Origin of the sequence: uncultured Marinococcus sp. (genome assembly GCF_947493875.1) — a bacterium.
GTDB lineage: Bacteria > Bacillota > Bacilli > Bacillales > Marinococcaceae > Marinococcus.
This window is the reverse complement of sequence record NZ_CANLSU010000011.1, coordinates 12,260-24,501: the sequence shown is the minus strand read 5'-3', so window position 1 is coordinate 24,501 and position 12,242 is coordinate 12,260. Positions and strand designations below refer to the sequence as shown.

The 12,242-nt window shown below is 44.6% G+C and carries 13 protein-coding genes and 3 pseudogenes; 7 read left to right on the top strand and 9 right to left on the bottom strand.

Going from position 1 to position 12,242, the window contains the following annotated elements; genetic code table 11:
* Window positions 1-102: 102 nt before the first annotated feature.
* Complete coding sequence (locus Q0757_RS15435) at window positions 103-975, top strand: hypothetical protein (RefSeq protein ID WP_298788970.1); 873 nt, start codon at window positions 103-105, stop codon at window positions 973-975.
* On the opposite strand, the pseudogene Q0757_RS15430 reads toward Q0757_RS15435, so the two are convergent.
* The 4 genes and pseudogenes from Q0757_RS15430 to Q0757_RS15415 form a co-directional block, all read right to left on the bottom strand.
* Window positions 897-1,184, bottom strand: a pseudogene (locus Q0757_RS15430) (TSUP family transporter); the annotation flags it as partial. The gene Q0757_RS15435 and the pseudogene Q0757_RS15430 overlap by 79 nt on opposite strands.
* 126 nt (window positions 1,185-1,310) lie before the next feature.
* Window positions 1,311-2,327: a cytochrome d ubiquinol oxidase subunit II gene (locus Q0757_RS15425; protein WP_298788927.1), complete on the bottom strand. Its 1,017-nt coding sequence runs from the start codon at window positions 2,325-2,327 to the stop codon at window positions 1,311-1,313.
* Window positions 2,324-3,670, bottom strand: a complete 1,347-nt coding sequence (locus Q0757_RS15420; protein WP_298788925.1) for a cytochrome ubiquinol oxidase subunit I — start codon at window positions 3,668-3,670, stop codon at window positions 2,324-2,326. The genes Q0757_RS15425 and Q0757_RS15420 overlap by 4 nt, the downstream gene beginning before the upstream one ends.
* A 175-nt stretch (window positions 3,671-3,845) precedes the next feature.
* The gene (locus Q0757_RS15415) at window positions 3,846-4,508 is read right to left on the bottom strand and encodes a peroxiredoxin (protein WP_298788923.1); all 663 of its coding nucleotides are present in this window, start codon (window positions 4,506-4,508) and stop codon (window positions 3,846-3,848) included.
* Window positions 4,509-5,090: 582 nt separating this feature from the next.
* Between Q0757_RS15415 and Q0757_RS15410 the strand changes: the two genes are divergently transcribed.
* A complete protein-coding gene (locus Q0757_RS15410; protein ID WP_298788921.1) occupies window positions 5,091-5,549 on the top strand; it encodes a hypothetical protein in 459 nt (152 codons plus the stop codon).
* Between the two features lie 32 nt (window positions 5,550-5,581).
* Here the strand turns inward: Q0757_RS15410 and Q0757_RS15405 are convergent, their stop codons facing one another.
* The 5 genes and pseudogenes from Q0757_RS15405 to Q0757_RS15390 all read right to left on the bottom strand — a co-directional run bounded on the left by Q0757_RS15405 (window position 5,582) and on the right by Q0757_RS15390 (window position 7,228).
* Complete coding sequence (locus tag Q0757_RS15405) at window positions 5,582-5,764, bottom strand: helix-turn-helix domain-containing protein (RefSeq protein ID WP_261764005.1); 183 nt, start codon at window positions 5,762-5,764, stop codon at window positions 5,582-5,584.
* A 15-nt stretch (window positions 5,765-5,779) separates the two neighbouring features.
* A complete protein-coding gene (locus Q0757_RS17015) occupies window positions 5,780-6,031 on the bottom strand; it encodes a transposase (protein WP_366139542.1) in 252 nt (83 codons plus the stop codon).
* A gap of 250 nt (window positions 6,032-6,281) precedes the next feature.
* Window positions 6,282-6,548: pseudogene (locus Q0757_RS15400) on the bottom strand (Txe/YoeB family addiction module toxin).
* Window positions 6,549-6,582: 34 nt separating this feature from the next.
* Complete coding sequence (locus Q0757_RS15395; protein WP_094908931.1) at window positions 6,583-6,789, bottom strand: type II toxin-antitoxin system Phd/YefM family antitoxin; 207 nt, start codon at window positions 6,787-6,789, stop codon at window positions 6,583-6,585.
* A 304-nt stretch (window positions 6,790-7,093) separates the two neighbouring features.
* Window positions 7,094-7,228, bottom strand: a complete 135-nt coding sequence (locus Q0757_RS15390; RefSeq protein ID WP_261764002.1) for a hypothetical protein — start codon at window positions 7,226-7,228, stop codon at window positions 7,094-7,096.
* Between the two features lie 101 nt (window positions 7,229-7,329).
* Here Q0757_RS15390 and Q0757_RS15385 point away from each other — a divergent pair, with 101 nt between their 5' ends.
* From Q0757_RS15385 to Q0757_RS15370, 5 genes and pseudogenes are all read left to right on the top strand, one after another.
* Window positions 7,330-7,794, top strand: coding sequence for a site-specific integrase (locus Q0757_RS15385; protein ID WP_094908913.1), 465 nt, complete (start codon window positions 7,330-7,332; stop codon window positions 7,792-7,794).
* Between the two features lie 246 nt (window positions 7,795-8,040).
* The gene (locus Q0757_RS17010; RefSeq protein ID WP_366139543.1) at window positions 8,041-8,226 is read left to right on the top strand and encodes a tyrosine-type recombinase/integrase; all 186 of its coding nucleotides are present in this window, start codon (window positions 8,041-8,043) and stop codon (window positions 8,224-8,226) included.
* Window positions 8,227-8,536: 310 nt separating this feature from the next.
* Window positions 8,537-10,369: a S9 family peptidase gene (locus Q0757_RS15380; protein WP_298788916.1), complete on the top strand. Its 1,833-nt coding sequence runs from the start codon at window positions 8,537-8,539 to the stop codon at window positions 10,367-10,369.
* 204 nt (window positions 10,370-10,573) lie between these two features.
* Window positions 10,574-11,164: a recombinase family protein gene (locus tag Q0757_RS15375; protein WP_298788914.1), complete on the top strand. Its 591-nt coding sequence runs from the start codon at window positions 10,574-10,576 to the stop codon at window positions 11,162-11,164.
* A 69-nt stretch (window positions 11,165-11,233) separates the two neighbouring features.
* Window positions 11,234-12,241 (top strand): annotated as a pseudogene (locus Q0757_RS15370) (class I SAM-dependent DNA methyltransferase); the annotation flags it as partial.
* Between the last annotated feature and the right edge of the window lies 1 nt (window position 12,242).

The following is a 12,242-nucleotide window of genomic DNA, read 5'->3' as shown; positions in this document are numbered from 1 at the left end:
AAGGATGGCAGTATAATGATATAGGCAGGGGTCAACAAATATTCGTAGCACTAGTTATCTGTGCGATATCGCTGACACAAGGAAGAAAGGAGCGCGAGAAACATGCTTCAGCCGACAAAAAAGCTAGGGTTAATAACTGCGCCGGGATATGCAGCGAAACTAGGGGAAGCGTTACAAAGAGACCTTCCTCCGTTGCTGGCCCGTGATGTCGATGAAGAATATAGCTGGCAAATTGAATGTACCGAAGACCTCCTTACAGGCGAAACAAATGACTCTTTGGAAGTGTTGGAGGCTTTGGAAGCTACAAATGTTCATAATAAATGGGATTTTGTTATTGCTTTGACGGATTTACCGTTATTCCAGGAAAAGAAGACGATCTTGGCAGAAATGGCTGAAGATAAAAATAGTGCATTTATTAGCCTCCCTGGTCTTGGTTTTATGCCAATGTATAAGCGTGTTCGAGAGGCGGTTTTACAGTTGGTGAATGAGATGTATTATGGAAGCTCAGACCAAGCCCGGGCGTACGTTGAAAAGCGAAATCAATTGAAAAAGGGCCCCTCCCTGAACAGCAAAAATCAATCGTCAACAAGGTTGATGAGCAAACGTCTGTTGGAGATTTTATTTCCTATTACACGTGAAACTCTAAACGATCCAGCCTCGAAGGTCCGTGTACGATACATGGTCAAGAATCGAAGTAGTGGAAGATGGCGTATTTTTTCGGGAATGGTGCGGGCGAACCGCCCGTGGGATATGTTTCCTGCTTTTATCAAGGTTGTAGTGGTGGCGTTCACGACAGGAGCTTATGCGCTGGTTTTCCCCACCCTTTGGCAATTGAGTCATGAGTACAATGCCTGGCGAATGCTCATGCTTTCGGAAAACGCCCCGGAAAACAGGGACCCGAGTAAACTGCCGATGATAATACTGGTGCCCATGTATCCGATCAGGGAGGCATGCAGATACGAGCCCTTTCGATAGCCCCATACGCCCCCAACGGTCGCAAACAACACCTGCACCGCAATCGCCCCGGATACGTCATGGGCGGTAAACGAGCCAACGCCGAGCAGCGCCGGCACATACAACAGCAGCGGGTAATTGATAATGGAGCCGCCGACGCCAACCAGTCCGGAAATGTAGGAGCCCACCGCTCCTAGCACAAAAACCGTAATCAAAAACGAGACGGTCATGCTTTCGCCTTCTTTCTATTCCTTCTCTTCCGATGCAGGCCGACGGCCAAACCAGGCAAACACCCCGATAACGGCGCCAGCCAAAATCAAATGGGGAGCAATCATAACTAGAAAAAATTCCATAGGTTACTTCCTTTCTCCTCGAATGTAGGCGGCATCAAATAAAAATAACCGCATGAGCAAATACAGCGAGGGAATGAGTAATAAAAAGCCGGCAATAAACGCAGCGATCAGCGACCAGGCCATCGTCTGATTAACGAAACCATCATAAATGGTCAACTCATCATACAGAAGCCATGGCAGATGGGAGGCGCCATAGCCGAACCACGCGCTGAAATATTGCAGCATGACGAACACAAAAGCTGTTCCTAATCGCTTGCGCCGATAGCTGAGATAGACGACCAAGGAGAAAAACAGGAACGAAAGCCCAAACATCCACCAGATATTCAGCATGCTGGAAAAATGTTCCGGGTTGTGCTGACGAATACCGATAAAGACGAGGCCGCTGGCAACGATCGTTGGCAGGGACCAGAACAGGGTATACCGGCGAAATAATCGATACGACGTGTTATCACCCGCTTTTTGGGCGTAGTACTGCAAAAAGGCAGAAGAGATAAACAGCACGCTGATGATCGCCAGAATCACGACACTCCAGGCATACAAACTGGAAAATAATTCGCCGTATAACAGGCGAACCTGCCCGTTGGAAACATTGACGTACCCGCCCTCGGAAATGGTGAGGGCGATGGTCAGCGAAGCGGGGATTAAAAGACCCGTTGCTCCGTATAAAAATGAATAGACAGGGCTGTCTTTGGCTCCGTACGTATTAAAAGCGTAATATGACCCGCGAATCGCAATCAGCACGATCGATATACTGACCGGCACCAGTAAGGCAGTGCCAAAATAGTAGGCGGTCGATGGAAAAAAGCCAACGATGCCGACAAAGAAAAAGACGAAAAAGACGTTGGTGACTTCCCATACGGGAGACAAATAGCGCTGGATGAGCGAATTGACCTGGTGGTCCTTCCGCGAAATCTTATTAAAGAAGTGGAAAAAACCAGCGCCAAAATCAATCGAACTGACGATCATGTAGCCGTACAAAAACAGCCAAAGCACGCCCATGCCGAGGATTTCCAGGTTCATTTGTCATCCCTCCTGTCCCCGTACCGCTGTTCGAGTTCATGAGCGGCTGGATTTTCTTTAAACATCCGGCGGAGTACTACCGTGGCAGTCACTCCGAGGGCGATATACAGGGCAATGAACAAGTAAAGCATGATATCTACGTGTTCGGCCGTAGTCGCTCCTTCCGGCGTACGCATGATCTGGTGCAAAATCCAGGGCTGGCGTCCAACCTCGGCGAATACCCACCCGAATTCGATAGCTAAAATGCCTAACGGCCCACCGGCGACAATGCCGCGCATCAGCCATTTATTATATTGCCAGGCCGGCTTTATCCGGCGAATGAGTAAATACATAAAAGAAATCGCCAGCAAATAGATGCCAATGCCCACCATGCCGTCAAATAAGTAATGAATATATAACGGAGGGGTGTCGGATTCCGGGAATTCATTTAAGCCAATTACTTCTTCGTTGGGGTTGCTGTGGGCGAGAATACTAAGGGCATAGGGGATTTCCATTGCCCCGGTGACTTCCTGGTTGTCTGCTAAAAACCCACCGACAATCAGCGGTGCCTGTTCCTCCGTTTCAAAATGCCATTCGGCAGCGGCTAATTTTTCCGGCTGATATTCCGCCAGATACTTGCCGGACAGATCGCCAATCGCGGCTGTAGCTGCTGCGAACACGAAAGCGGACACCATGGTCAGGTGGAGCGCTTTTTTATGATAAGCATGACGATTGCCCCGAATCATTTTGGTGGCCGCTATGGCCCCCAGCACAAACGCGGATGCCAGGTAACAGGTAATAATAACGTGAGCCGTTTTCGTCGGGGTGGCCGGGTTGAACATTGCCACCAGAGGATTAATATCGGTGAGCACCCCGTTTACGAGTTCAAAGCCCTGCGGCTGATTCATAAAGGAATTGACGGTAGTGATAAAAAAGGCCGATAACGAGGCGCCGATCACCACGGGGATAACGAGTAAAAAATGACGCCAGCCCGATTTGAACCGGTCCCATGTATATAAATAAATGCCTAAAAAGATAGCCTCAAAGAAAAAGGCGAAAGTTTCCATAAATAACGGCAGAGAAATCGTCTGACCGGCGAGCTCCATAAAATTGGGCCAAAGCAGACTCAACTGTAAGCCAATCGACGTCCCGGTTACCACCCCGACGGCGACGGTGATCACAAACCCTCGGGCCCATCTTCGGGCGAGCAGGGTATAGTGGGGGTCCCGTTTCCGGAGGCCGGTCCACTCGGCGAGGGCAATCATTAACGGTACTCCAACCCCAATGGAAGCAAAGATAATATGAAATCCTAATGTTAATCCTGTCAAAATACGACTGTAGGTGGCTGGATCATAATCAATCATGGTATCCTCCCTCAGGATCAGCTATGAAAATAGCCGTCCAATTAATGAAAGTAAAAATAATGAAGCAGCAATAAAGGCCACAATGGCCAGCTTTTTTTCCTGATTGTCTCCCACGCTGAGGACCTCCTTGAAACGAGGCAAAGACCCCCGGCTGACCTCGCCGGGAGCCTATTCCTTATTTGATTTCTTTTTGGCAGTAGTACCAATCCACACAGTCGTATTCATCGCTGTTCATCCGCTCTTGCGCTTCTTCTTTGGTCTTCGGCGGACTCACGATGGCTTTGTCTCCGGAGTTCCAGTTGGCCGGTGTGGAAACGCCATGCTCATCCGTGGTGCGCAGCGCTTCGACGAGACGGACAATTTCTTCCATGTTTCGTCCGGTGGAGAGAGGATAGTAAATCACGGCCCGGATTTTTTGGTTGTCATCAATGACAAAGACCGCCCGGGACGTTTCTGTGCCGGTAGATTCCGGCATGACCATGCCATACTGGGTAGCGACCTTTTGATCCAGATCCGCAATGATCGGAAATTCAATTGTTGTCTGGAAATTTTCTTCGATGTTGCGGACCCAGGCGATGTGCGAACTTACACTGTCAATGCTGAGCCCCAGCAATTCGGTGTTCATTTCTTTCAATCGCCCGTACACCTCCTGAAAAGCGACAAATTCCGACGTACACACTGGTGTAAAGTCTGCCGGATGGGAAAAGAGGAGGAGCCACTGCCCGGAATAATCGTTCAGCGAGATATTTCCGTGCGTCGTTACCGCATCGAAAACAGGTGCCTGCTCCCCAATACGCGGAAGGCCTTGGCCTTGTGTTTGTTGTTCTTGTTGTTCCATAAATTGATCATCTCCTTTTTTCTAAAATTATTAATAATGGTTTTTAGAAAGCCTATAGCCAATATATATCACATTGAAAACGTCAATTTCTGATTTCATCAGAATTGTCATTGAATGTTAACATTACGGGTGCGGGTATATAAGCATGTTGATAAGTATACTGAGGATTTATAAATACTGTTATGATGATGTTTTAAAAAAATTGTCATATAAGGAATAATAGATTTTATTTAACTATTGATTTTGTAAATAGAAAACGTTATCAATTTATGGTTGTCCTACATCCAGCGAGGGGTATAGTGAATGAAAAGGATATAGTTATTCTATCCTTGCATGTATTTTTAAAGGAGGATGTACCTATGGAACAGTTTCATCAAGTCGTCTTGTTGGGGGAGGAACCGTAGGGGTTACGGTTGCTGTCCAGTTAAGGTGATAGACGAAAGGCATTGATGTGGCCATTGTTGATCCAGCGGACAAGCACTATTATCAGCCGTTGCGAACGCTGGTCGGGGCAGAAATTTTGATAAGAGCAAATCAGAACGGAGCGAAGCCTCGTTTATTCTCAAAGGCGTCACCTGATATTTGCAGCGGACAGAGATTTTTCAGCCGGAAGGAAATACGAGCCAGATGCAAGATGGGTTTACCATACATTACAAATACCTGGTAGTGTGTCCGGGCCTGCAGTTCGATCGGCATAATATTGGGGGATTGGAAGAAAACCTGGGGAAAAATGGAGTGTGCAGCAACTATTCGTATGAGCATGTTCAGTACACGGGGGAATGCATTCGTGATTTTCAAAGTGGAAACGCCGTCTTCTCCTATCTGCAATCGGCTATTAAATGCGGTGGGGCACCGCAAAAAATTATGTATCTGGCGGAAGAAGCCTTTCAGAAACAAGGAGTCCGGGGCCAGAGCAACGTGTCATTCTATTCAGCGAATGCCGATATGTTTTCCGTCGAAAAGTATACTAAGGTCTTAAACCAAATTATTGAAGATCGGGATATTGCATGCGCATTTCCAACAGAATTTAATTCATATTGACGGGCAAAACGGAAAAGCGAACTTCCAGGATGTCAATACGCTCTTCGTTGGTTAACGCTTTTGGTTGCCGGGAGCGGCCGCGCCGGTCCTCCAGGGGCTTTCCAGCCACCCTGTGCATATTTCCGGGCCCGTCGGTAGATCTGATGGTAGGAAACCTGATGCTGCTCGGCGATACGGCTGTAATCGTTCTGTTGGGCTAGGCAGTCCTGCATAATCGTTATTCGTTCCTGCTAAATGGTGGAGCGTTCGTGTGTCATCGGAGAACCTCTTCGTTTCTTGGATAGGGCCCCTTGATGATATTGCATGATCCACCTCTGAAGCACGGGTCTATTCGAAATGCCGTAGATGTGAATAATATCCCGCTGAGGTCTCCCATTGTTCAGGTATGCTTCCACAGCTTCTTGTTTCCGTTCTGAGGAATATCGCTTCCACTGGGTCGCTTTCGTTAGTGCTACACCTCCATGGCGTTCGTACCTCTCCATCCAGTCTTTTAACGTTGATCCGCGAATGCCTCAACGATCACAAAAATCACCTACACTCTCCATTCATTGGTGAAAAGCGTGAACCGCGCTATTTTCTGCTCGTTGGTATATCCGCGATAAGACATAAAAAATGCTCTCCTCTAAGCAAAACAGATGATTTATTTCATCTGCCTACTTAAAGGGGAGCATACCAGGCACAGCAAGCCTTTCTATTTACTGTCTTACAAGGAAATTTTTCAACAAGCTTCATTTAATAATGATATTTGCAAGCAACGATACTGATTTGTGTTTCGTCCACGGTATACACTAATCGATGCTCGATATCAATACGACGACTGTAAAAGCCAGCTAAATTTCCTTTTAATTTCTCTGGTTTCCCCATACTTTCTAAAACCTCATCTCATTCAATACTTTTAATCAATTGATTCATACGTTAGAGCGTTTTTTTATCTTTGGTCTGCCAGTACTGGTAGTCCTGAAACGCATGATGGGTGAATAAATCATTCAGTTTACTTATCAATATCAACGGACGTGGTTTCTTCCTGATTTTATTAATTGATGGCTTCCGATAGATGTTTGGCGTTGCTAGGGTTGTTTAACAGATAGATGGTTTCAAGGTATTGACGGTATTCGTCATCGGAGATGAGCACCGCATTTCGTTCTTCGGTGGTAATGATGACGGCTTCGTTGTCGTCGTTGACTTTATCAATCAATCCCTTAAAGTTTTTTCGCGCATTGGAGTAATTCATGACGGTCATTGTTATCAGCTCTTTTCTTGTATTGTACAATTTGTTAATGATCTTCTCACGCAGCTTTCTTCTTAACGAACATTTGAATTTTATCATTGAAAAGCAGGGCTTTATAAGATGGTTGGTACAGGCGTCAAAAATCATTAGTACTTCTTTCAAAACTTGGGAAAGATTTCTAGTACGTATTAGAAGTGTGTTGGAAGTTATGAGAAGTTCTCAAAGTATCTTTATTCACAATGTATAAACAATTACGTTTACATAAACATAATTGTTTAATTTATTAAAAAACATATTTATTTGTATTTTTAACCAACTATAAACCATTTGGGAATGATAAAATAAAGGCTAAAGAAATTTCCTTAGGTTTTGGAATAAATACAATAATAATGGGGAGAGCATGAAATGAACCATCTTGTTTTACCAGGACATCAAACTCAAGCTCTTTCATTGAAGAGGTCTCGCTCGTTTCTGCACAGTGATTTGTATACAGATATCTCTTCACAAGGCTTCGAAGGGATAGAGTAGGGAGAGATACCTGACGAATTTTTAATGTACATCTATTTACATAAAAACAATACGCTTCGTAAACAGCGAAGCGAGCGGACAAAGCGTAAATATGTAGAAACGCTTGTCCCCTTCCTTACATATGTGCAAGCGTTCGGGGGATTAAAAGAAATTTCTGCGCAACGGGTCTACGCGTATCAGCTACATCTCAAGCGAGAGAAAGGATACAAAGCGAGCACGCTGGCACGTCATAGCACGGTCGTTAAACAGTTCCTGCGGTTCCTCGTGCAGGAAAACATGATGGACACCGCTTTGACGACAAAAAGGGCGCCCGTTGCTCAACCGAGAGAGGAGCTCGTAGACCGGGGTCTCCATGAGCATGAAGTTGAGCAATTACTAACCTATTTCAGCCAGAAAGATTCATTTGCATATACGTTGTTAGTCGTTTTAACGAGCACGGGGATGCGGATTGAAGAGCTGGCAAATGCCAAGTGGCGTGATTTGGAGTGACGTTCGCCAGAAGGGGCTTTTTTTCTACATATTACGGGGGAGGGAGAAAAGGAACGTCCGATTTTTCTTTTCGCCGATGTATTGCACATCCTCCAGAATTTCCGAAAAGAGCGGGAAATGATTACAGAGACCTTTACAGGAGGCTTTGCGTTCTTTCCAAAAAAATGGGGAAACTACTTAGGGGATCGTTTCAGCAAGCTCATGGCCTCAGCGCCATTTCCATTTGTCTAGCATCGTCGAGACCCAATTACACCACACACGTGTCGTCATTATACGACCTATTATATGTTAGAGCATGGAGCTGACCTTGCTTCCGTTCGGGATATGCTGGGCCATACATCGATACGAACGACAGAGCGCTATCTCCTTCGGAGAAGAAACTATGAGGAGCATGCTAGATTGAAAATGAATACGAATAATTTTACGAGTTAAAAATATTAGTGCTGGCTAAAATTTGTTAACCGTTTTTAATTCAAGGATGCTAACTCATTTTTGGGTTAGTTACTATAATTACGAGGGTTAACAATTTTACAGCCTTAAAGATAGAAATGAGAATTTTATGAATTGAAAGTATTGAAAACGCTTTTATTTAATGGTAATGTTATTCCTAAGTTAATATGAAGTGCTCAGAATGTTGAGATAGGCACAGTTTCCCTGTAATAAGGGACAACTGTGCCTTTTTTGAGTTTAAGAGAAAGGAGGGCGGAGAAGTTAAGAGGTTTACATCCAAAGGGGGATAAAAATGAAAAAGACAAAAAGTCGGGCCAAGTTACTGACGTTGATTGCTGTATTACTGTGTGTCATAAGCGGCATTGGAGCTTCGTTCGTTCAAACATCGGGTGCCCAGGTAGAAGTAAAAGACATGCGATGGGAAACGCCTTCGGGCAAAATGATGAGTGCTTTACTTTATGTTCCGAAAAGTGCTACAGAAAACAACCAAGCCCCGGGGATCGTCACCAGTCACGGGTGGTATAATAATCGAGAGATGCAGGACTTGAATTTCGTAGAGTACTCCCGTCGTGGGTACGTGGTGATGTCCATTGATATGTATGGCCATGGAAATTCGGAAGCAGTAAAACCGACAGAATGGGAACAAAGAGGCACAGGAATGTATGACGCCGTAGAATTAATGGCTGATCTGCCTTATGTGAACACGGAGAATATTGGTATCACGGGCCACTCCAACGGAGCACGTGCAGCAAATTGGTCTATTGATGTGGATAATCAAAAAGAAAATCCCCTCATTTCTTCGGTGTTGCTCGTAGGACATGATGCCGATTACACCAACCCTCAAAATGAAAATTATTATAACAAATATGGAGGACGCGATGTTGGTATTGTAGCGGCACAGTATGACGAGTTCTTCTTTCGTACCCAGCAAGAGGATGGGAGCTTCACGAAGCCAAGAAACTACATAAATACGGACAATGCGCAATCATTTTTACATTTTGGGGCCTCCCCAACAGACTATACCGATGAACGTGAAAGCTATACAATGTACGAACAAGAAATACAAGGCACCGAGGCATCAAGAGTTATTTATAACCCTGCCCAAACGCATCCTTGGAACCATTTTTCGGGTCATGTGGTGTATAATAGTTTAAATTTCTTTGAATCTTCTTTGGGAGCGCCTGATCCTATCCATTCCGGAAATCAAATATGGCAATGGAAAGCCTTATTTAATTTTATTGGTTTAGTCGGTTTCGTGATGTTTCTCGTAAGTTTTTGTAAACTATTATTATTCACCAAACCGTTTTCATCCTTACGGGCATCTTCGCCATCACAACCGTCAACCCTAATATCGAATAAGCAAAAAGCATGGTTTTGGGGCGGCCTTTTCGTAAGCGCTGTATTTTCAGGACTATCATATCTATGGTTGTTTAATTGGACGACAGCTATTCGACCAAGCTTTTTCCCTCAATCCTATACGTTTTATGTCGGTATGTGGGCGGCTATTAACGGGTTATTTGCTATAGGGGTCATCCTGCTGTCAAGAATAGTTACACCGAAAGAAGAGCGAAGTTCTTTAAAAGATATAGGGGTCACGATACAACCAAAGAGTTTAGGGAAAACGATACTATTAGCTCTCATTGTTTGTGTCGCCACTTATAGTTTGGTGTTCTTAAGTGATTATTTATTCAAGACGGACTACCGTTTATGGGTCTTGGGAGTAAAATCATTTACGCCAGACAAGCTAGTGATCGCTTTAAAATATCTTCCGTTTTTCATTTTGTTTTTCGTTGCTAATTCCATAGCTATTAACTGTTTTAATTATGTATGGATCGGTAAAAAAGAGTGGATTAATACCCTGTTTGTAGCGTTATTTAACGTTCTAGGGGTGCTGGTGATATTTGTCATCCAATACAGCACGTTTTTTATTACAGGAGAAGTATTCTTTTCCAATGTTTCGGCTATTGTTGGCATATGGCTAACCACATTTTTAGTTATTTTGCCAGGGGCTGCTATCGTTTCAAGAAAAATTTTCCGAGTAACCTTGAATCCATATTTAGGGGGCTTAATTTACGCCATCATGGTTACAGTCATATCCGTGACAAATACGCTAACGCAAATCTAATAAAAATAAAGATGAAGCAAACGGCTCGTGAAAAAACCTCAATATATCGTTGAGGTTTTTTTATAGTCTAAAACCTTAACTTCTGGACAATGATCGAAACACCCCATTTTTGCCTCTAAAAATGGGGTGTTTTCCATCTAAAAGGTCGTCTATAATAGAATGTACAATACCTAATAGACTTTTAGACACTTTGGAGGAAACAAAATGACGCAACGGATTGGTTACGCCCGCGTATCGACCTTTCATCAGGATTTCAGCTCCCAGCAACAGCTGTTGGAAAAGGCTGGCTGCCATCGAATCTTTACCGAAAAGGTGACAGGTACAACGGCCACCGAACGGGAGCAGCTGAAAGAAGCCATTAGCTATGCCCGTCCGGGCGATACTCTGGTGGTGACGAAGATTGATCGTCTGGCCCGTTCGATTATTGATCTGAACAACATCGTACATGAACTGGCAGCCGAAGGCATTTCCGTCTTATTTCTGAAAGATAACATGGAGTTTCATGCTGGAGAGGATACGAATAGCATGCAGACGCTGTTGTTTAATGTACTGGGAAGCTTTGCGCAGTTTGAGGCCGACTTGATCCGGGAGCGTACCACAGAAGGACGAGAACGCGCAAAAGCGCAGGGGAAGCATATGGGCCGCCCCGGGCAATCGGATAAAGCTGTTCAGCAAGCCCTCCAACTATTCGAAAACCGGGGCACGAATAAGATGAGCGTGAATGATATTGTGAAAGTGACGGGCGTTCCCCGTTCGACGATTTATGCCAAGCATAAGAAGGAACACAATAGATAATAATAAGCAAAAGAGAACTGGCGTTGTTTATTACAAGAAATAGATTTTTATTTTAAAGGGGACAGAATAATGGTAAAGCAAGAAACTACAGCAAATATCGGTTACGAAGAAAAGTTATGGCAGATGGCAGATAAACTACGGGGGAGCATGGATGCTGCGGAGTACAAACACGTGGTCCTGGGGCTCCTGTTTTTGAAATACGTGTCAGATAGCTTTGAAGAATTACATAATCAGTTAGAGGAAGAAGAATACGCTGATGAGGAGGACCGCGACGAATATTTAGCCAAAAATATTTTCTGGGTGCCTAAAGAAGCGCGTTGGTCCTATCTGCAAGCAAACGCTAAGCAACCTGAAATTGGTCAAATGGTCGACAGCGCGATGATCGCGATCGAAAAAGAAAACAAATCTCTAAAAGGGATCCTACCAAAAAGCTATGCAAGATCAGATTTAGACAAACGTCGGCTAGGAGAGACGATCGATTTGTTTTCATCTATTCAAGTAGGGGATGAGCAAAGTAAAGCAAGTGATGTCTTAGGTCGTGTTTACGAGTATTTTCTGGGTAAATTTGCGAGTGCCGAAGGGAAAAACGGCGGTGAGTTCTATACTCCAAGATCGATCGTTCAATTATTGGTTGAAATGATCGAACCTTATAAAGGCCGTATTTACGACCCTTGCTGTGGGTCAGGCGGGATGTTTATTCAAAGCGAAAAATTCGTCGAGAACCACCAGGGAAAGCTAGGAGACATCGCTGTCTACGGACAGGAATCGAATCCAACGACCTGGCGTTTATGCAAAATGAACTTGGCCATACGCGGCATTGATAGCAATCTCGGAGGTGAGCATGCAGATACCTTTCACAAGGACTTGCACAAAAGCTTGAAGGCAGACTATATTCTGGCCAACCCTCCATTCAATATCAGTGACTGGGGCGGCAACCGGTTATTAGATGATGCCCGTTGGAACTTCGGTATCCCGCCAGAAGGAAATGCCAACTATGCGTGGATTCAGCACATGATCTCGAAGTTGACTCCTTCTGGTTCGGCAGGTTTTGTATTATCGAACGGTTCCATGTCTACGG